Here is a 20,413-nt window from a genome sequence, read left to right as displayed (position 1 = left end):
ACCATTGAATCCGGCTTTTTGATATGTGAGAAAAGGATTGTGAGGGCACGATTGTTTTTTAAATCGAATGTATGTTCTTTTTTATTTTGATATCCGAATGAAACCATTATATAATAGACACTGGAAGGTTTTTCTTTCAACCATGATTCTTTTTAGCTGTTAAAACAAAGGAAAGGATGAGCGTTACCAATGAGTTGTGTCACTGCCAAGCAATTAAAGGTGATTCGAGGGACGATGCAGACTTTTTGCAGCCATTTGGAGTATGCTGGCCACGGTAAGCTTCATATCAATACCATCATGGCTTTTATTAAAAAGGAATTCGGCGTGAGAAAAATGAAAGACATTCCACAAAGTCGCTTTACAGAAGCGCTAGAATTGATACAAGACTTTGATTTATACACGGACAAAATAGAGATTCGTGAACGTCTATCAGAAAGGAATTAACTAAATTGAATATTTTAGCAATCATTTTAGTAGGAATTGTCGCATTAGAACACATTGTCATCATGTTATTAGAAATGTTTTTTATGGAATCAAAGATGGCGAAGCGGTCTTTTAAACTGCCAGAACACTTGCAAAAAGATCCAAATGTCAAAGTAATGTTTGCCAATCAGGGGCTTTATAACGGGTTTTTAGCTGCAGGACTCATTTGGGGGCTCATTCTTGGATCGAATACCGTTGGATATATGATTCAGCTGTTTTTCATTCTTTGTGTGCTCATCGCCGCAGTATTTGGCGGTGTAACATCCAATAAATCAATTATCATCAAACAAGGAGTACCAGCACTGCTTGCACTCATTGCACTGATGCTGGCGATCTAATCTTAAATAAAGCCGCCCCTAGCGAGGGCGGCTTTTATCTTTTTCGAAGACCCATCAAACGAATAATGGATGTTAGACAAAGGGCTACGGCAACGGCCAAAATGATTTTTCCGTACATGACCCCCGTTAGGTTCATCAAAAAGACGGCCAATATAATACAGAGCGTGATGATGATCATCACAATCGAATAGGTTTTCATCTCTTTTCCACTCCTTTAAAAATCCCCTCATGTGACGAGAGAACTGTCAATCTTTCCTCATATTATATCACTCAATGACAATTTTACATGAAATTCCCTACCAATAGAATGTGACATATTGATTAGATTTGGAGTCATACCATATTTTTTAGAAAATCGGGTATAACATAATGAGCTGGCCTAAAGTCATATTGCTTGATATTTAATTGTGCAAAATATAAAATAGCCACAGGATAAATCGAAAGGATGATCAAGATGAGTAAGAAAGTGTTATTAGTATCAACAAGCAGCCCGGAAATGAATGGACATCCAACAGGCTTATGGCTAGAAGAGTTAGCAGAGCCATTTCATATTTTTAAAGAAAATGAACTAGAAGTACAAATTGTCTCTATTCAAGGTGGCACTGTACCAATTGACAAAAATTCAATTCCAGAAGGTGTCCCAGCGCAATATCAAGATGTATATGAATTACTTCAAGACACAAAGGCGCTTACAGATGTGAATCCCGCAGATTATGACGGAATTTTCTTTGCTGGAGGGCACGGCCCTATGATCGACTTTGCGTCTAATCAACTGGTAGCGGATGCGATCTTAGCAGTTTCAGATAAAAAGGGTGCGATCGGAGCCGTTTGTCATGGTGTTTCAGCATTCGTTGATGTGAAGGACCAAAATGGCAAATCATTTATCGAAGGCAAAAAAATCACAGGCTTCACAAACGAAGAAGAGGAAGCCGTGCAGCTGACATCAAAAGTTCCATTTTTATTGGAAACAAAACTTCGTGAGCAGGGGGCAGCGTTTGAAAAAGGAGATGCCTTTGCGCCATTTGCTGTCGTTGACGGACAAATCATCACTGGACAAAACCCGGGATCAAGTGCAGAAACAGCACGCTTGTTTGTCAAAACCATTGCATAAAACGATCAAAAACCAGTCGTAACTCATGGGCTGGTTTTTTTGTTATAAAAATGTCCTAAAAAAGACCAAAACAATAATTAGAATAATGGTAAAATAATTACAGGGTAAAAAACCCAAATGAGGAAAAAGGGGATGTTCCTGTGAGAGCATTTTATGTCAAAATCACCGCTGCTTTACTGTCTGTTTTACTCGTCGCAACAGGTTTGTTTTCACCAGCATTAAAAGCAGAAGAAGCACCGAAATCAGAAGGGAAAATATCACCACTGACAGAAAAAGCGATTCAGCAAGTGCAAGAATCGTTTTTGAAGCAGGATGAAGGAACCGCTATTCAACAGAAGCAAGTGAAAAAATCATTTAAAGTGAATAAGAAGAAAGGAATCAGTATCAAACGAAAAGCTGCTAAAGAAGGCAAAATGCGCACGTCTGCCGTTCGCTCCATTGATGGACTAGCTATTAATCAATCGGCTGTCTTAACAGAGGACGACCCAGTTGATTTATGGTTTTTAAGCACATCTTCACCTCAGGCACTCATCAGCCGGATTACCTCTTCAAACCCTGATTATTTTGTTCAATTATTTGTTGTTGATTATGAAACAGGACAAGCCTACCCGACAGATTTAATTCAACCGGCAGGCAGCCTGCTTGGATTGACCAATTTACCAGCAGGTGATTATGCATTCGGTATTACAAGCGGCGGAGAATTTGGAGACTCTTACACGATACAAGTGAATGCAAAAAACCCGCCCAATTTCACGGGGGCTGTATCCCTTTCGTCCACCTTGCAATATTTTGTAGCTGAGTATGCAAACGGTGATGTTTTCGCAAATGGTACAAAAGTATACAATAAGCAAACAAAGACCGCCGATTATAAATGGGAGCGTGTGTTTTACTTCTCATATGATGGAAAATATGAACAGAGAACTCATTCTGTTGACAGTGTGAAAGTGAAAAGTATTTCGGCACCAGTGTCGTACTCCGCTCCATATGCAAGTTCCTCTGAGGCCATTCTCGTCTACTTAGATGTGGAGACTTTATTTATGTATCATGAATCATCGTTTGCTAGCGGGCAGTACTACCATAGTAGCTTTGTTGATACACTCGGGAAGACAACACCAAGACGCTTAGATATTGATGATATGACAAATTACGGTGATCATATTTTAGCTGTAGATTTAAAAACAGGAAAGCCGATTGATTTCTTCAGTGTGCTGAATTTCTACTATGCTGCAGGGATCGAGAAGCTGCCAACAATCAGAACGTTGAATTAAGAAAGGCGGTTGACATCAAATCGCCACATGTGTAGAGTAAAGATAATTAAATGACAAAAGTCCACTAGGGGAGTCATGTATGACTGAGACAAGAGAAAATCTTGGACCCTTTGAACCTGATCTAGTTCGTACTAGCGGAGGGAAGTGGAGCTGGACCTTGTCTTATTCATGATTGAATCGATAAGAAGGCCGCTCCATTTGGGGTGGCTTTTTCATTTATTCAACTGAAGAAGAGGAGGCTTTTTTTATGACATTTTCTACGCAATTAAGGAAAGAAGCAGAACCGTTATTTGAAGCCATTTATCAGCATCCGTTCGTCAGAGGCTTGGCAGCAGGAAAGCTGAAAAAGGAACAAATCATTCATTACGTCAAACAAGATGCAGAATACTTACAAGCATTCATTAAAATTTATGCAGCAGCGCTCAGCAGATGTACAGACAGAGAGGATATTACGTTTTTTCATCAGCAGATTGCGTTTGTACTAGATAGTGAGACGCACCCTCATCAAAACCTTTGCCGAGTGGCAGGAGTCGCATATGATGAGCTCCAAGGTGCTTCTTTGGCTCCGAGTGCTCACCACTATATTCATCACATGCTGCAAGTTGCGCAAGAAGGCACGCTTGGTGAAATCATCTCTGTCCTGCTTCCATGTCCTTGGACATATTGGGAAATAGGGAAACGAATGCTTACAGATGTGCAGCCAGACCCGTCACATCCGTTTTATGAGTGGATCACGTTTTATGGAGGATTAACTGATTCTGTTACAGGTGAGCTTTGCAAGCGGCTCGATCAGTTGGCGGAAGCAGCAAGTGAGAAGGAAAAGGAAAAAATGAAACAGCACTTTATCTTAAGCTGCCAGCTCGAGTACAAGTTTTGGGAAATGGCCTTTACTGTTGAAGAGTGGCCAGTTCAACTGGAGGTGCATTCATCATGACATGGAAGATGAAAGAAGTCGTCCTTGCGGTGATTTTATCCGTTGCGTGTGGTGTGATCTATTTAGGATGGTCCACGCTATACTTACCGATTACAGCACTTGTTGGCCCAGCAGGAGGCAACATCATGTTTGGAATATGGGTCATTGCCAGTCCAATCGTTGCATATATCATTCAAAAGCCGGGGGCTGCCCTGATTGCAGAAACAGCCGCCGCTGCTGTGGAATTATTGACAGGCAGCCACTTCGGACTTTCAGCTCTGTTAATTGGTGTATGCCAAGGGCTTGGGGCAGAAATCGCCTTCGCTCTTTTTGGTTATAAACGATATCGAATGTGGACACTGATGCTCTCTGGTGCCTTTGCCGCTATCGGAGCGATGGCGTACAGTCTCGTGGCAAATGGCTTTGGTTATTACACGCCTCAAGTTTTACTTATGACCCTTGTGACTCAAATTATCAGTGGAATGATACTTGGCGGCTGCCTTGCGAAAGTGGTGGTAGACGCAATATCCAAAACAGGTGTACTGAATCAATATGCCATCATGAAAGAAAAACGAAACAAAGGTGAACAGCATGAATTCATTTCTCGCGTGCAATGAACTCTCTGTCCGTTTTTATGAACAGCCTAAGCCCGTTTTGCATCAAATCTCCCTTACGATTCAAAAAGGGGAAAAGGTGCTTATTTTAGGACCGAGCGGAAGCGGGAAATCCACGCTCATTTCGGTTCTGGCTGGAATCATTCCAGAGCATGTGGAAGCAGACATGCAGGGCGAAGTGGTGCTGCAAAGACATACAGGCGTGATGTTTCAAGATCCAGACTCTCAGTTTTGTATGCACCGCGTCAATGAAGAAATTGCCTTTAGCTTAGAGAACCGTTCCGTCCCTCGTGAAGAGATGGATGACATCATTCAGCAGCTCATGCAAAAAGTCCAACTGAATGTCGATCCGCATACAGAGATTCACACGTTATCTGGCGGCATGAAGCAGCGATTGGCACTTGCTTGTTTACTCGCATTACAGCCGGATGTTCTATTCTTTGATGAACCGACCGCACAGCTTGATCCGGCAGGTAGAATGGACATATTTCAACTGCTGCAGCAGCTTGCAGCCGATCAGCAGCAGACCATGATTTTTGTAGAGCATGTGCTTGACGGTGTCATCGAATGGATGGACCGGGTGATTTTATTAGATGATCAAGGCAGCATTTTAGCAGATGGAGCTCCAAAAGATGTGCTCACGGCATATGAGGAAGAAATGAAAGAGGCTGGTATTTGGCGGCCCAAATTATTTCCCGAGAAATGGTCCACGATCATTCAAGATCCATTTCATCCACTGAGTCAAACCTTTATGCACACTTTTAAAACACGAAAAGAGCAGCGAGAAAAAGTGCCATCAATCGAACGAAAGACAATGATTCTTACAGAAAATCTTCAATTAAGCTACGGGAAAAAAAGGATTATGAGTGATCTCCAGCTTGATATCAAATCAGGGGATTGGGTGGCGATCATTGGGGAAAATGGAAGTGGAAAAAGCACACTTCTCAAACATTTGGTTCGTTTAGAGCCAACGAAAAAAGGCCACATTTTCTTAAAAGATACACTCCTAAAAAAGTGGTCAGACCGAGAACTATATGAAAAAGCAGGCTTTGTGTTTCAAAATCCGGAGCTTCAATTTATACAAGACACAGTATTCGATGAAATTGCCTTTGGCGGCAGACAGCGAAACTGGCCAGAATCAGTCGTACAAGAAAAAACGGTTCAGCTGCTGAAAGAGTTCGGTTTAGAGAAGCATGCAAAAGCACATCCCTTCACCTTAAGCTTAGGGCAAAAAAGAAGATTAAGTGTTGCCACGATGCTCCTTTTTGATCAAGATGTATTGCTGTTAGATGAGCCGACTTTCGGGCAGGATGAAAAAACGGCGAAGGAATTGATGAGGCGTTTAAAAGAGCGTCAGCGCCAAGGTACGACCATTGTGATGGTCACACATGATATGGAGCTTGTCGATGAGTGTGCCGATCAAGTGCTTCTGTTTCATCAAGGGAAGCATGTGTATGATGGCACCCCTTATGATTTATTTTCAAATCAAGAACTTGTCGATGCTTATCAGCTGAGAGCTCCTTTACATTATCGCTATGTGGCAGAAAGAAAGGACGTGCTGACGATTGCAAAGTAATCAATCCTTTCTTTCTACTGTGAATCCAGTCATGAAATTACTCGCTCATCTGCTTGCGATGGGCTGTCTCATGTCGATTTCTGACCCTAAAACTACCTTTATCATTTGGCTGTTTGCTCTTGGCATTGGAGTTGTTTTAGGTGGATGGAATATGAAGTATCTCGTTACAAGGCTTGTCCCTTATTTGCTCTTTTTTATTCTCGTCTTTTGGATGATGGCGGCCTTCGGCAAGGGGGATCATACCGTTTGGAAGTGGGCGTGGTTTCATATCACAGAGGAGAGTTTAAGAAATGGGCTCACCATCGCTTTTAGAATGCTGGGATTTGTGACTTTTGGTCTCCTTTTTACGTCCACAACAGATTTGACGGCATTTATGATGAGTCTGATTCATCAATGCCGAATGTCCCCAAAATGGGCGTATGGCATGCTTGCCGGCTTCCGGTTTATTCCGTTATTTCAAAGTGAATTAAAACAAATGAAAGCTGCACACAAAATCAGAGGCTACAAGCAAAAAAACAGCTGGAAAGCCTTTATGCGTTATGCATTGCCCCTTTTTACGCAAGGCGTACGAAAATCAGAACGCTTAGCGATTGCAATGGAAGCCAGGGGCTTCACAGGGACGAGAGAGCGAACGTATTATCATATCATCAGCACCTCATGGATTGACTATATGTATCTTTTTCTCATCGGTATCAGTGTCTTCATGTGCATTTACTTTGTTTAAAAAACACCCACATTCTCTTGATAGAATGTGGGCTTTTTATATGTCTTAGGTCATTTGATTGATATTAGTACACATTACAGGCTGTAATAGATCATATAACGAACCGATAAAGAAGGTGTACTAGAAAAAGAGAGGATGAACGTAAGCGAATGTCACAGAGAATCGATAACATAATAGACGCTTTACCAATCATTGGACTCGCTATGAGAGAGCAGCTAACCTTTTCTGTTTTAGGGAAAGAGAAGGTTCTTTACTATCAGCAGCATGGGAATATTGATTTAGGATTTAAAGCTGGTGATGCACTAGATGCTGGATTCCAAAACTTTGCGATGCTGAAAAATGGGAGAGAACCATCGTTTATCCAAATTCCGAAAGAAGTATACGGGATTCCAATGGATATCGTAGCCGTTCCAATTAATGATGAATCAGGTCAAGTGGTTGCTGCCTTCTGTGTGGCATATGACCAAACGAATCAACAACGATTAGATCACATCATGACGGAGAGCAACGAAGCTTCCGAAAAACTAGTCGCAATGGTACAGCAGGTTGCCGCACATTCAGAGGAACTACAAGCGACAAGTGAACAAATTCTACAAAATACGAAAACCACTGTCGAAAATTCCTCTAAAATCAATCAAGTGTCCAATCTCATCAAAGGTATCTCTGATCAAACGAACTTACTTGGACTCAATGCATCAATAGAAGCTGCAAGAGTAGGGGAAGCAGGAGCAGGCTTTGGAGTGGTCGCAACAGAAGTGAGAAAGCTGTCAACTCATGCGAAACAGGCGACGACTGATATTGAAACAGCCCTAAAAGATGTGCAGGGGTCGATCAAAGGAATGGAAGAAGAAATTGCGCAAATTGTCGCTTCCTCTGAGCATCAAGCAGAACTAGTAGGCACTTTTACGAAAATTATTGAAGGTCTTCACGAAACAAACGAAACGATGAAAGCATTAGCAAACGACTTAGTAAACTATCAAGTGAAATAAAAGAACGACAAAACCTCCAGCTGAATCGGAGGTTTTTTTATCATTTCAAGGTGAGAAACTTGTTAGGATTATGACCGTTTTATCGCTGACAGGCAGGATACACTTCTGTATGATAGAAAAAGAGAGACTAGTTTTGTCATTAGACCTATTCATAAGGAGGAAGATCATCGTGACACAATCAGCGAAGCTGAAAGAAATACTTGCACCCTACCGTCCGTTGTTAGATGAAACGGAAAAACCAATGATTCAATTGCAGATGAAACAAGGAAAAACAGGACCATACGACAGCAAAATAGCTGGTGATCCTTATTTTCCAAAAAACGACGAATATCCAGTTGACGGCGAAGGACATCCTATGAAACTTTTGGCACAAATTAATTTCGGCCAGCTGCCCAAGCTGAAGGATTATCCAGAAACAGGACTTTTGCAAGTTTTTATTTCTGTGCATGATGATCTTTATGGGATGAATATTGACCATAAAACAGAGCAAAAAGATTTTCGCATCAAATTTATTGAGGAACCTTTCTTGGCAGAAGAAGAGTTAATGACTGATTTTTCTTTTGTGAAAATTCCAGACGATTTTTATTTTCCTGTGACGAAGGAAGGCGCAATTACAGGTGAATTATCAAGCGAAACGATCAGTGTAGGAGATTTCCGCTTTGAAAAAGTCACAGGAAAGAACAGCTGGGACCTATTCGAAGATGCAGAAGGTGTTAATGGCGATGAAGCAGATGCCCTGCTGGATGAATTTTATGAAACAGCGAGTGGCTTTGGTCACAAATTGGGCGGGTACTCAGGGTTTACACAAGAAGACCCGCGTACCTATGTAGATCAAGAACATACCGTTCTGTTATTGCAAATTGACTCAGATGATGAAGTAGATTTGATGTGGGGAGATTGCGGTATTGCCAACTTCTTTATCAAACCAGAAGACCTTAAACGAAAAAATTTCGAGAATGTCGTCTATAATTGGGACTGCTCCTGATTTTGTAAAAAACACACTTTAAACACTCTTTATAGAGTGTTTAAAGTGTGTTTTTAGACTTTTTTGCCCCTATTTCGTCATTTTTGAGAGGTAATATGTCATTCTTTCTAGTTGACCGGATCAAAAAAAAATGTAAAATCATCTTAAAGTCCTCTTTTTTGAAAATAATAATAACATGACATATCAATCAACGATAAAATGCTCGAAAAAGCGGAATGTACTGGGGGGTATCAATTGATCATTTCTAAAGTAATCAATAATAATGTTGTCAGTGCGTATGATGACGAGCAGCATGAGCTGGTCATTATGGGCAGAGGGATCGCGTTTCAAAAGAAAAGCGGAGACCCGATTGACGAAGAACGAATCGAAAAAGTATTTTCTATTCAAAATAAAGATATATCAGAAAAATTCAAAACCCTGCTTTATGATATTCCAATCGAGTATATGCAAGTGTGTGAGGCGATTATTGAGCATGCGAGAACAACCCTTAACAAAAATTTAAATGACAGCATCTATGTGACGCTGACGGATCATATCACCTTTGCCATTGAACGTCATCAAAAAGGAATGGATATCAAAAATGCCTTGCTCTGGGAAATCAAACGGCTGTATAAAGATGAGTTCAAATGCGGTTTAGAAGCTATTCGGATCATTGAGGACAAGCTGAGCATCCATCTTCCTGAGGATGAAGCCGGCTTTATTGCCATGCATATTGTCAATGCAGAGCTCAATGAAGAAATGCCAAACGTGATTCAAATCACCAAACTCATTCAAGACATTTTAAACATCGTTAAGTATCACTTTCAAATTGATTTGGATGAGGAATCATTAAATTATTTCCGTTTTGTGACGCATTTGAAGTTTTTTGGTCAGCGTCTGTTTAACGAAACACAAATGGAAAATCAAAATGAGTTTCTGTATGAAGTGGTAAAAGAGAAAAACACCGCAGCTTTTCAGTGCGCAGAAAAAATTAACGAGTATGTTCAAAAAGAATACAACCGAAGTCTCATAGAAGATGAAATGCTATATTTAACTTTGCATATAGACAGAGTAATAAAAAGAAAATAAATTCAAAAAGAAAGCGTTGACATCACAAAATTAACATGATAATTTATAAATATAAACTAAATAACCCACAATCTTTTAGGATTGTTACTGGTCAAGCAGGCAAAACCTAAATCATTGTCCCTATCTTTGATAAGGCGTGATTTAGGTTTTTTATATCTAAAGACTTATAAAAATTAAATAACGATCAATCGCTATGAAGGATTGTTACTGGTTAAGCAGGCAAAACCTAAATATCGATTAATGTCTGAATCGCTATTTCTCGGACATTAATGGATGTTTAGGTTTTTTCTATATCAAGATGAAATCAACGATTGGAGGGTAACACAATGAACCACAAACAAACAGCAAAAGAAGTGCTAGAACTTGTCGGCGGTGAAAAAAATGTTAAGCAAGTTACACATTGTATGACAAGACTTCGCTTCAACTTATACGATGAAAGCAAGGCAGATAAAGAAAAGCTACAATCAACAGACGGCGTCATGGGCGTGAATCAAAGCGGAGGCCAATATCATGTCATTATCGGCAATGATGTCTCAAATGTCTATCAAGCGATGGTCGCTGATTCAGGTCTATCATCTGATGTAAAGTCAGGCGGTACAGAAGAAGCGTCAAAACAAAATGTGATATCAAAGCTTTTCGATTTTATCTCTGGTGTCTTCACACCGATTCTTCCAGCCATCGCTGGGGCCGGTATGATCAAAGGGATTTTGGCACTGATGCTCACATTCCAGTGGATATCAGATAAAAGCAGTACGTATGCGATTTTAACAGCCATCGGAGATGGAGCCTTTTACTTCTTACCGATTCTGCTTGCTGTAAGCGTAGCCAAAAAAATTGGCACAAATCAGTATATCGCTGCTGCCATTGCAGCAGCAGCACTGCACCCGCAGTTAACCGCTTTACTGGGCGCGGGAAATACAGAATTTCTAGGCTTGCCAGTGGTTGCCGTTGTGTACTCTTCATCGGTGATTCCAATTCTACTCACCATCTGGCTTGGTTCATATGTTGAAAGATTCGCAGAAAAATATAGTCCAAAATCATTAAAGATCATCCTTGTTCCAACAGTCACACTTCTCGTCGTTGTACCAGTTATGCTCATCGCGGTTGGACCGCTTGGCGGGATTATCGGAAGTGGCCTTTCAGGTGGAATTGATTTATTGTTTAAACATGCAGGTCTTTTGGCCGGACTCTTGATCGGCGGATTCATGTCACCATTGATCATTACGGGCATGCACTATGCACTGCTTCCAATCATGATCAACAACATTACGTTAAACGGTTTTGACTACATTCTTCCAATGATGTTTGTAGCGAATATGGCACAAGCAGGCGCAGCATTCGGTGTCTTCTTAAGATCAAAAAACAAAACGTTCAAATCATTGGCGATGTCTACAAGTATCACAGCCTTAATGGGAATTACTGAACCTGCTATGTATGGTGTGAACATGCGATTGAAAAAACCGTTCCTTGCAGCCCTTATTGGTGCAGCAGCAGGCGGCGTGTTCATGTCAATCTTTAAAGTAAAATCATATGTGATATCTGGATCAGCAGGCCTCCCAGGACTACCAACATTCATTGGACCAACATTTGTCTACTCAATCATCGGTTTAGTCATCGGATTTGTTGTAGCAACGATCATGACACTTGTTCTAGGATTCAAAGATGTACCAGTGAAAGATGATACAAAAGCAGACAAACCAGAAGAAAAGAAAGACACAGCGGCACTTCAAAATGAAGTGGTACAAAGCCCGCTTGAAGGTCAACTAAAGCCGCTCAATCAAGTAAATGATGCAACATTCTCTAATGAAATCATGGGTAAAGGTGCAGCTATTGTACCAACAGCTGGGCGTGTTGTAGCACCGTTCAACGGCAAGGTTGAAACCATTTTCCACACAAAACATGCCATTGGCTTGAAGAGTGAACAAGGTACAGAACTTCTCATTCATGTCGGGATTGACACGGTAAAACTTGGCGGAAAGTATTTCACAAGTCATGTGCAGTCAGGTGATCTGATTCAAGCAGGAGATGTACTCATTGATTTTGATATCGAGGGCATTCAGCAAGAAGGCTATGATGTCACCACACCTGTTATTGTCACCAACACGAATGATTATGCACAAGTTGATGCGAAAACAGATGGCACGATTACAGTAAAAGAGACACTGCTTACAGTCAGTGTAGAAGAAAAAGAGGAGGGTATTCAACATGAACAAGTTAGAAAAAACATTTCCTAAAGGTTTCTTATGGGGCGGCGCTGTTGCAGCCAACCAAGTTGAAGGCGCATATAATCAAGATGGAAAAGGCTTATCGACAGCTGATGTATCACCAAATGGTATTATGCACCCATTCGATGAATCAATGAAAGACTTGAACTTATATCATGATGCAATCGATTTCTACCATCGCTATAAAGAAGATATTGCACTCTTTGCAGAAATGGGATTCAAGTGCTTCAGATTATCCATTTCTTGGCCGCGTATTTTCCCAAATGGCGACGATGCGGAACCGAATGAAGCAGGCCTCGCTTTTTATGAAAAAGTATTTGATGAACTGCATAAGCACGGAATTGAGCCAGTTGTCACCATCTCTCACTATGAAATGCCGCTCGCACTTGTGAAAAACTACGGCGGATGGAGAAACCGTAAGCTTGTGGATCTTTATGAAACATACGCGAAAACATTGTTCACTCGCTTTAAAGACAAAGTGAAATATTGGATGACATTCAATGAAATCAACGTTGTATTACATGCGCCTTTCACTGGCGGCGGACTTGTATTTGAAGAGGGTGATGACGAGAAAAGCATTCAATATCAAGCAGCGCATCACCAATTTGTTGCAAGTGCTTTGGCTGTCAAAGCAGGACACGAAATCATTCCTGATGCGAAAATCGGCTGTATGATTGCAGCGATGACAACTTATCCGTACAGCTCAAGACCAGAAGATATGTTTGCTGCAATTGAGCAAGACCGTAAAACATTGTTCTTCTCAGATGTACAGGCAAGAGGTTATTACCCAGGTTACATGAAACGTTATTTCCTTGAAAATGACATCAACATCGAGTTCCAAGATGGCGATGAAGACATCTTAAGAAACCATACAGTGGACTATATTGGCTTCAGTTATTATATGAGCTTTGTGACAAGTACAGATCCAGAGATTCTTGGACAAGTGACTGGCGGTAACTTATTTGAAGGTGTGAAAAACCCTTATCTAGAAGCAAGTGATTGGGGCTGGCAAATTGATCCGAAAGGACTTCGTACAACACTGAATCAGCTGTATGACCGCTACCAAAAGCCATTGTTTATCGTAGAAAATGGATTGGGTGCTGTCGATCAAGTAGAAGAAGACGGATCTATTCAAGACGATTACCGAATTGATTACCTCAGAAGCCATTTGCTGGAGGCGAGAGAAGCGATCGCAGACGGAGTTGACCTGATCGGTTATACAAGCTGGGGCCCAATTGACCTTGTCAGCGCATCAACGGCTGAAATGAAAAAACGCTACGGCTTCATTTATGTTGACCGTGATAATGAAGGAAACGGTACATTAGATAGAAAGAAAAAGAAAAGCTTCGATTGGTATAAACAAGTGATTGCGACAAATGGTGAACATTTGGATTACTAAACAGAGGAAATATTGTTTCGATCCTTTAAGAACATCTAGTGTCTTGAAATGGTGAAAACAATTTGAATCAGGCATTATCATTCATTGGGTCTCCTCTAGGGGCATGATGGGTGATAATGCCTTTTTTATGAAAAAGACATTATCGAACAAAAAATAAACCACACTTTAATTTGTTGCGTGGTTCATATAAATCATATAATGGTTTTAATTCGGTAATACCCATTCTTCAAGTATTTCTTTTATATCTTCAATGATTAGGGTATTTAAAATTAAATTCTAGTAGACTTAACCCTTTCCCAATTGTGGTCTAAGAAAAGAATCCTATTCTCAAATGGTTATCAGCAGCAATTCTGTCTTCAATTCAGTAATTATACATCTGAATCTTTCTCCACTGTATGAATTCATAATCAATATTATAAAATTTAACTAGCCCAGGATAGACTATTAATAACTTGGTAGTACTTATGGAACTAGTCAGTCAGCTTTTTATAGTCATTGTATCAACCTTTTTTCAAATTCTAATTCATCTTTGACATGTATTCCGTAATTTCCTATAGAGGGAATTGTAGGTTTAACCATTCTTGCTTTATCAATTGCACCAATATAGATGTTTTTGAAAGAATATCCCTTTCTTTGATAAAACCTAATTGCATTTAAGTTATCATTACTAGTGATTAAATTAATAGAGTGTATATTTTGTGTTTTTAGATTTTGTTCTAACTCAAAAAGTAATCTACTTCCAACACCATGGTACTTTTCTAGAGCCTCCAAAGTCAGGATTTCTGCCTCTTCTTTGAATATTTTGTAAACTAATATTCCTACTATATAATCTCCACGTTTAGCCAACAAAATGTTTTCATTTAAAACATTATAAGTTGTCCCTTTAGACACCATAGTCGTTCCACCCCAATGTTCATTAAAAAACCATGTTAACCACGAAAAGTCTTTTGAACTTGGCTGAGTTATTATCAATTCTTCTGAAAGAGAACATTTTTTTGACAGCTGGATATGGGCTATTTCTTTTTCATGCGCTTGATCCTCAGAAAAATGGATTGAGATGCCTAGTTTTTCGGCGTTTATTTGAGCAAGTTTTTGTGCATAGTTCGAAAAATCTTCAGGGTCAATACCAAAATAAAAAAAACTCTCAGGTGGATTCTTTTTGTACCACAGTTTGCTACTGATGACATATTCGTTTTGTTTTGTTTCAGTTATGCTGATATCATCATATAATAGTGCTCTTCCTTCAATAAACTCTAAGACAAATTCATCTAATTTGTTTTGAGTAAATATACGGTTTTTTTCTTGAAAATATCCTATTTCACTTAATTTGCTGTGAATCCAATTAATTAAATCATCCTCGTTTAGTTCATTATCTCTCGCTAGTGCCATTAGCATTGCAATGTAATTAACGATTGTTTTGCTTCTCTTAGTTGAAATGTTTTTATAGATGTTTTCTAAAATATCGTTGTTAAGTTTATTCATTTTACATATACAACTTCCTTTTCAATTAATTGTTTACTCAATGCTTGCAGGTCTTCGATACAAGTTTGAACATCTGTATCATATTCTTCAGTAATTTCTAACAAGTTACCAAGATTGTGGCTTTGGCTCGTTTGTATCCATACTTGTTGGAATATCTCCGTTCAACGGAGAATTCTAAAGGATGGAATGAATAATTTGAATACCTGTGCTGGTGTAATGGGGGTATGGTTTATAATTTTATTACCTATCGACGGATAGTTTATTTTCTTTGGCGAAATCATTATATAAATAACATTCATCATAAGTTAGCCATGAATGTACACTCCTTTCCTAAAGTGTTAAGGTATGAAAAAACAAGTTTATAATACATGTCCATTAGCAATAACTACATTACTAAACTCAACAAGAAGAGTAGTTTTATAAACTTTATTCTTGTAATCATTTTTCTATTTATGTATTAAATTTCAAGTTAATACCCTAACGGAAGTCATAATATCACATTTTTCTTATTTTTTTAATTTAGATCAATAAATTTTTGACAAGTTTTTATATCGATACTCTCTATCTAATAAAGTGAATATCATTGAGGAGGCAGTGACCTTAACGAATTTTTAGTACCACCTGTAGGGGGCAAAGAGTTGGTATGAAAAAGAGTTGCCTTAGCATTTGATTTCACCGATATATTTAAACCAAAGCTTCGAGACCCCATAAACTATAGTCACACTTTTAGGTTTGCTTGAGGGAACGATGGAAAAAGCAGTATTGTAATTTCTAATAATTAGGGTGGATTTTCAGTAGGAGATATTCTGGCTAGGAAGATGACTTGAATGTATCAATCCACTTAACTTGTTAGACAACTTATGAGTATAAAAATGGTTTTTAAGAAGATAACGTATGTTCAATATCTTTTTAAACTCAACTATAGAAGTAATACGATTAAACTTAATATCAAGTTGATTGAGATGACAAAAAATAAAGAACCGCTTAAAAAAGCGGTTCTTTATTATGAAGGTCAGCTTTTTCTGTAAGTTTCCGCCTATTTCCACACTTGATCAGCAATTTCAATCACATGACGCAGCTTTTCCCATTGCTGCTCTTCTGTTAACAGGTTGCCTTCCTCTGTTGAGGCGAATCCGCATTGTGGACTCAAACAAATTTGGTTAATGTCCACATATTGAGCCGCTTCCTCAATGCGTTTTTTAATCTGTTCAACTGGCTCAAGCTCTCCGTATTTTGAAGTGACAAGGCCTAGTACGATTTGAAGGTTTGGGTTCTTCACATATCGAAGGGGCTCAAATCCGCCAGAACGATCGTCGTCAAACTCTAAAAAGAGACCATCAAGATCTAAGCCGGCGAAAATAGTTTCTGCTGCTGCTTCGTAACCACCTTCAGCTGCCCAAGTTGATTTAAAGTTACCGCGGCAAATGTGCATCGTAATCACCAAATCCTCTGGGCGGTCGGCAACAGCTTCATTGATTGTCTTCGCAAACGATTCACGAAGTTCATCTTCTTCACGGCCAAAGGCTTTGATTTGTTCATGGCCTTTTTCAGAAAAGAACACTGCCCATGCCGTATCATCCAGCTGCAAGTAGCGGCAGCCTGCATCATAAAAAGCACGGATGGCTTTCTTATACGCTTGTGCCACATCATGGTGGAATTCCTCTAAGCTGTCATACACTCCTTCTTCAAGCTTTCCACGGAAAAAGAGCATATTCGGACTTGGAATCGTCATTTTAGCCGTATGATCACCAGCGATGCTGTGAAGGAAACGATAATCCTCCAGCATTGGATGATCTGTAAAATCGATCTTGCCTGTTACCTTGATACCTCTAGCTTTTGTCGTTGTGTTATGGAATTGAATGCCTTGATCTGCTTCAAATCCTTCAACTCCATCGAGTCCTTCAAGAAAGTCAAAATGCCACCATGCACGTCGGAACTCACCATCTGTGACAACCTCTAACCCAATTTCTTTTTGCTTCTCTACAATACGTGTAATTTCTTCGTTTTCAATTTGTCGGAGCTGCTCTGCTGTCAGCGTACCGTCTGCTTTTTGCTTGCGTGCTTCCTTGATGCGCTCTGAACGAAGTAAACTTCCTACTTGATCTGCGCGGAATGGCGGTTTCGTTGTTTTCTTTCCAATGGTTTGTACTTGTGTCATGCTGAATCCCTTCTTTCTTCAGGTTAAAAAATCAAATAAAAAAGCTCTTCCTTAGATAAGGAAGAGCATCATATACTGTGAGAACTCTGCCTTATCTTCAAACAAGCATTTGCTTGCTTAAGGAATTAGCACCATTCTGTTCCTAGGAACAGCGGTTGCCGGGTTTCACAGGGCCAGTCCCTCCACCACTCTTAATAAGGTTACCTTTTGATTCAATTTTCTTAATAAACACAATTATTCAACGTTTTCAGGGAAAAGTCAATGGTTTTTACAATTTAATTTCCTACATGAACAAATCAGCGACAAGAACACCAGCTAGTCCGACAAGTGAAAGCACGGTGACCATCAATGTCCACGTTTTAAAAGTTTGAGCCATTGATAGGTTAAAGTATTCTTTATAAATCCAGAAACCCGCATCATTCACATGAGAGAACGTAATACTGCCGGCACCTGTTGCGATCACCATTAATTCAGGGCTGACACCCGTCAGGCCAATCAGTGGTGCAGAAATGCCAGCCGCCGTGAGACCGGCGACAGTGGCTGATCCTAAAGAGACACGAAGGACAGCAGCAATGAGCCAAGTCAAAAGCAGGGGAGAAAGTGTGCTTCCTTGCATGATTCCAGCAATATATTGATCGACGCCGCTATCAATGAGCACTTGTTTAAAGGCACCGCCGCCTGCAATAATTAATAGAATCATAGCAATAGAGCCGATAGAATCCGTGATGGACTTCATCACATCCTGCATGCTCTTTCCTCTTCCAAGCCCAAACGTGTAGATGGCAAGCAGCACTGAGATTAATAGTGCAATCGCCGGTTCGCCTAAAAACTCAGCGGTTGGCAGCAATGGGGAGGATGGGAAGAAAATTTCTAGAAAAGCTCTAAATGTCATAAGTAATACAGGCAAAACAGCGGTGAAAATGCTAATGCCGAAGCTTGGCATTTCTTCTTCTGTGAATTCCTTTGGATTAAATAAGTTCTTTGGGATATGTGCGTGCAACTGATCTTTTTTAAATAGTTTCGTAAACAGAAGTCCGCCTACTAAAACAGCAGGAATCGCTAAAATAATCCCAACCAATAAAGTTTGTCCCATGTTTGCCTGAAAGACATTCGCAATGGCAGTTGGTCCTGGGTGAGGAGGGAGGAAGCCATGTGTGGTGATGAGTGCAGCGACGAGCGGCATACCCACATACAGCACAGGAAGTCTTGCAGCCTGAGCGATCGTAAAGACTAATGGAATTAAGATAATGAATCCGGTTTCATAAAATAGAGCAATTCCAATCACAAACCCAGTCAGCATCGTCGCCCATTGGATTTTTCCGATACCAAATCGGTCAATAAGTGTCATCGCGATCCGCTGAGCTCCGCCAGAATCAGCCATCAATTTCCCAAGCATCGCTCCAAAACCGAGAACGAGTGCCAGATGTCCGAGCGTACTGCCAAGTCCTTTTTCGACGGAAGCGATCGCTTCTAGTGGTGTCATCCCTTCTAACACAGCAACAATTAAAGAGACAATAATCAAAGAAATGAAAGCGTTTAACTTAAAGACAACCATGAGTAACAGCAATAACAAAACGCCAAGTCCAATAAACACTAATGACATGATCTTTCCTCCTTTGTGGTGCATAAGGGGGTGCAAACACCCCCTATGCCTTATCCTTCAAGTATGTCTACAGCTTCTTTTAACGTATCCTTTGCCCCAACATTTCCCGGGAAAATCACATAAGACATGAAAGGGAATTTACTTTCTTCTCCTGTTTGCCAAACAGGGATCCCTGGTTTGATTTGACCTGCCACGGTTGCACGTTTCACGCTAAGTCCTCTTGTCCCAATATCGCTGGAGGTAATTCCACCTTTGGCAATAAGATACTTAGGACGAATGGTGAGACGCTGGACAATACTTGTCACAGCATCACTAATCTGTACAGAGAGCTTTAGTTCTTCCTCTTGGCGATCATCCCCAAGATCAAGCCGTTCTCTTCTTGTATAAACAGCCACAGATTGACCAGCTGCCAACAGTGTTTCAGTTTGCTGAATGACGCGGTCAATTTCTTCGCGAAAGGCATCAGGCTTTAACACGAGGTGGGTATTAAATTCAATAAAAGCCATCTCTTTATTTTGCTCAAGCGCTTTTAATTGTTCTGTTGTTTTTTTCACATGAGAACCGATCATAATGAGACCACCATGCGGGCTTTCTTCTTGTATCAAGGCATCTTTTGTTAGTAAGGCTTGATCCCCTATACCGCCAAGTACTTTTGTGAGCGCCGCCGCACTTCTGAACATCAGCTGCTGTCCTGCTTGAATGGCTTCAATGAGAGCGGTGACAAAGACTTTGACATCATCATAATCCACCGCGTTTACAACCACCTTTTTGAAATCCTTCACACTCATGAGCTGATGTTTGATTTGATCAATGCGTAAAGCCCGCAGATCAGCTAACGAAATGTAGGTCGTGTTCTCTTTTGTGAACATTCCTTCTGACTTTTCTTCAATCCATTCTCCAAGATGAGATGATTGAAAGCCGAATGTGCGGTCTCTTGCAAATTCTGTGTCACCAGCAGGAATTAATTCATGTCCTTCCTGTACGTAATGAATATTGTCGATCGTAAAGCGTCCACCTTCTTGGAAAAAAGGAAGAAGGATTTCACCATCGAAATGGCGGGAGCTTTGCTGTTCAATGGTCGTTTTGAGTACTTCAGTTTCAAGCGGAAAGTGCCCGCGAAGAGTAGAATCCCCTCTGCTGACAATGACGAAGTCCTGATTAAGCCGTTTAGCCACCTTTACAATGGTTGCAGCGATTGTTTCGTGCACAGCGGCAGTTTCTTTCTCTGTCATACTGCGAGAATTGGTCAAAATAAAGAACATGCGGCTATCTTCAAGAAAACCAGCTTCAATGCTTTCCTCTGACCAATCGGTGAAAACAGAGACGCCATGTACGGTTTGAATCCCTGTTGGATCATCGTCTAATACAATAACTTTATGCTGAAAGCTGCTCAGTGCTTGTTCGTATGCTGATTGAATGGCCTTTGAATCTGCTTTCGGAATGGCATTCAGTATGTCAGTGCTTTGTTTCATGACCA

The 20,413-nt window shown here is 40.3% G+C and carries 18 protein-coding genes and 2 riboswitches; of the genes, 13 read left to right on the top strand and 5 right to left on the bottom strand.

What is annotated here, in order from left to right:
- Window positions 1–189: 189 nt before the first annotated feature.
- Window positions 190–444 carry an ORF6C domain-containing protein gene (locus NSQ76_RS19350; RefSeq protein WP_024427548.1) on the top strand — a complete coding sequence of 85 codons (255 nt, stop codon included), beginning with the start codon at window positions 190–192 and terminating at the stop codon, window positions 442–444.
- A 5-nt stretch (window positions 445–449) separates the two neighbouring features.
- Window positions 450–821 (top strand): DUF1304 domain-containing protein, encoded by a 372-nt coding sequence (locus tag NSQ76_RS19345; RefSeq protein WP_034624120.1) that lies wholly within the window; start codon window positions 450–452, stop codon window positions 819–821.
- Window positions 822–855: 34 nt separating this feature from the next.
- On the opposite strand, the gene NSQ76_RS19340 is transcribed toward NSQ76_RS19345, so the two are convergent.
- The gene (locus tag NSQ76_RS19340) at window positions 856–1,020 is read right to left on the bottom strand and encodes a hypothetical protein (RefSeq protein WP_003214630.1); all 165 of its coding nucleotides are present in this window, start codon (window positions 1,018–1,020) and stop codon (window positions 856–858) included.
- Window positions 1,021–1,275: 255 nt separating this feature from the next.
- Here NSQ76_RS19340 and NSQ76_RS19335 point away from each other — a divergent pair, with 255 nt between their 5' ends.
- The 11 genes from NSQ76_RS19335 to NSQ76_RS19285 all read left to right on the top strand — a co-directional run bounded on the left by NSQ76_RS19335 (window position 1,276) and on the right by NSQ76_RS19285 (window position 13,693).
- Window positions 1,276–1,932 (top strand): type 1 glutamine amidotransferase domain-containing protein, encoded by a 657-nt coding sequence (locus NSQ76_RS19335; RefSeq protein WP_111926985.1) that lies wholly within the window; start codon window positions 1,276–1,278, stop codon window positions 1,930–1,932.
- Between the two features lie 140 nt (window positions 1,933–2,072).
- On the top strand, window positions 2,073–3,200 hold the full coding sequence (locus NSQ76_RS19330; protein WP_025093766.1) for a hypothetical protein: 1,128 nt from the start codon (window positions 2,073–2,075) through the stop codon (window positions 3,198–3,200).
- A 56-nt stretch (window positions 3,201–3,256) separates the two neighbouring features.
- Window positions 3,257–3,360: riboswitch (TPP riboswitch) on the top strand.
- Window positions 3,361–3,447: 87 nt separating this feature from the next.
- Window positions 3,448–4,134 carry a thiaminase II gene (tenA, locus tag NSQ76_RS19325; protein WP_341055581.1) on the top strand — a complete coding sequence of 229 codons (687 nt, stop codon included), beginning with the start codon at window positions 3,448–3,450 and terminating at the stop codon, window positions 4,132–4,134.
- Window positions 4,131–4,730, top strand: coding sequence for an ECF transporter S component (locus NSQ76_RS19320; RefSeq protein WP_224426976.1), 600 nt, complete (start codon window positions 4,131–4,133; stop codon window positions 4,728–4,730). The genes tenA and NSQ76_RS19320 overlap by 4 nt, the downstream gene beginning before the upstream one ends.
- Window positions 4,705–6,303: an ABC transporter ATP-binding protein gene (locus NSQ76_RS19315; RefSeq protein WP_341055575.1), complete on the top strand. Its 1,599-nt coding sequence runs from the start codon at window positions 4,705–4,707 to the stop codon at window positions 6,301–6,303. The genes NSQ76_RS19320 and NSQ76_RS19315 overlap by 26 nt, the downstream gene beginning before the upstream one ends.
- A complete protein-coding gene (locus NSQ76_RS19310; RefSeq protein WP_197202751.1) occupies window positions 6,293–7,027 on the top strand; it encodes an energy-coupling factor transporter transmembrane component T family protein in 735 nt (244 codons plus the stop codon). The genes NSQ76_RS19315 and NSQ76_RS19310 overlap by 11 nt, the downstream gene beginning before the upstream one ends.
- A gap of 149 nt (window positions 7,028–7,176) precedes the next feature.
- Window positions 7,177–8,016 carry a methyl-accepting chemotaxis protein gene (locus NSQ76_RS19305; protein WP_025093771.1) on the top strand — a complete coding sequence of 280 codons (840 nt, stop codon included), beginning with the start codon at window positions 7,177–7,179 and terminating at the stop codon, window positions 8,014–8,016.
- 169 nt (window positions 8,017–8,185) lie between these two features.
- Window positions 8,186–9,001, top strand: coding sequence for a YwqG family protein (locus NSQ76_RS19300; protein WP_341055568.1), 816 nt, complete (start codon window positions 8,186–8,188; stop codon window positions 8,999–9,001).
- A gap of 234 nt (window positions 9,002–9,235) precedes the next feature.
- The gene (licT, locus tag NSQ76_RS19295; protein ID WP_025093772.1) at window positions 9,236–10,069 is read left to right on the top strand and encodes a BglG family transcription antiterminator LicT; all 834 of its coding nucleotides are present in this window, start codon (window positions 9,236–9,238) and stop codon (window positions 10,067–10,069) included.
- Between the two features lie 326 nt (window positions 10,070–10,395).
- The gene (locus NSQ76_RS19290; protein ID WP_341055564.1) at window positions 10,396–12,303 is read left to right on the top strand and encodes a beta-glucoside-specific PTS transporter subunit IIABC; all 1,908 of its coding nucleotides are present in this window, start codon (window positions 10,396–10,398) and stop codon (window positions 12,301–12,303) included.
- Window positions 12,275–13,693 (top strand): glycoside hydrolase family 1 protein, encoded by a 1,419-nt coding sequence (locus tag NSQ76_RS19285; RefSeq protein WP_024423920.1) that lies wholly within the window; start codon window positions 12,275–12,277, stop codon window positions 13,691–13,693. The genes NSQ76_RS19290 and NSQ76_RS19285 overlap by 29 nt, the downstream gene beginning before the upstream one ends.
- 492 nt (window positions 13,694–14,185) lie before the next feature.
- Here NSQ76_RS19285 and NSQ76_RS19280 read toward each other — a convergent pair whose 3' ends face one another.
- From NSQ76_RS19280 to NSQ76_RS19265, 4 genes are all read right to left on the bottom strand, one after another.
- Window positions 14,186–15,175: a GNAT family N-acetyltransferase gene (locus tag NSQ76_RS19280; RefSeq protein ID WP_034667859.1), complete on the bottom strand. Its 990-nt coding sequence runs from the start codon at window positions 15,173–15,175 to the stop codon at window positions 14,186–14,188.
- Window positions 15,176–16,211: 1,036 nt separating this feature from the next.
- Window positions 16,212–17,333, bottom strand: coding sequence for a 5-methyltetrahydropteroyltriglutamate--homocysteine S-methyltransferase (locus tag NSQ76_RS19275; protein WP_024423919.1), 1,122 nt, complete (start codon window positions 17,331–17,333; stop codon window positions 16,212–16,214).
- Between the two features lie 88 nt (window positions 17,334–17,421).
- Window positions 17,422–17,534: riboswitch (SAM riboswitch) on the bottom strand.
- 82 nt (window positions 17,535–17,616) lie between these two features.
- The gene (locus NSQ76_RS19270) at window positions 17,617–18,936 is read right to left on the bottom strand and encodes a gluconate:H+ symporter (RefSeq protein WP_024423918.1); all 1,320 of its coding nucleotides are present in this window, start codon (window positions 18,934–18,936) and stop codon (window positions 17,617–17,619) included.
- 50 nt (window positions 18,937–18,986) lie between these two features.
- Window positions 18,987–20,408: a four-carbon acid sugar kinase family protein gene (locus NSQ76_RS19265; protein WP_285710718.1), complete on the bottom strand. Its 1,422-nt coding sequence runs from the start codon at window positions 20,406–20,408 to the stop codon at window positions 18,987–18,989.
- Between the last annotated feature and the right edge of the window lie 5 nt (window positions 20,409–20,413).

This window comes from Bacillus sp. FSL M8-0256 (assembly GCF_038005765.1).
GTDB classification, from domain to species: domain Bacteria; phylum Bacillota; class Bacilli; order Bacillales; family Bacillaceae; genus Bacillus; species Bacillus safensis.
The sequence above is the reverse complement of the archived record's forward strand: the minus strand, read 5'-3'. Positions and strand labels throughout refer to the sequence as shown.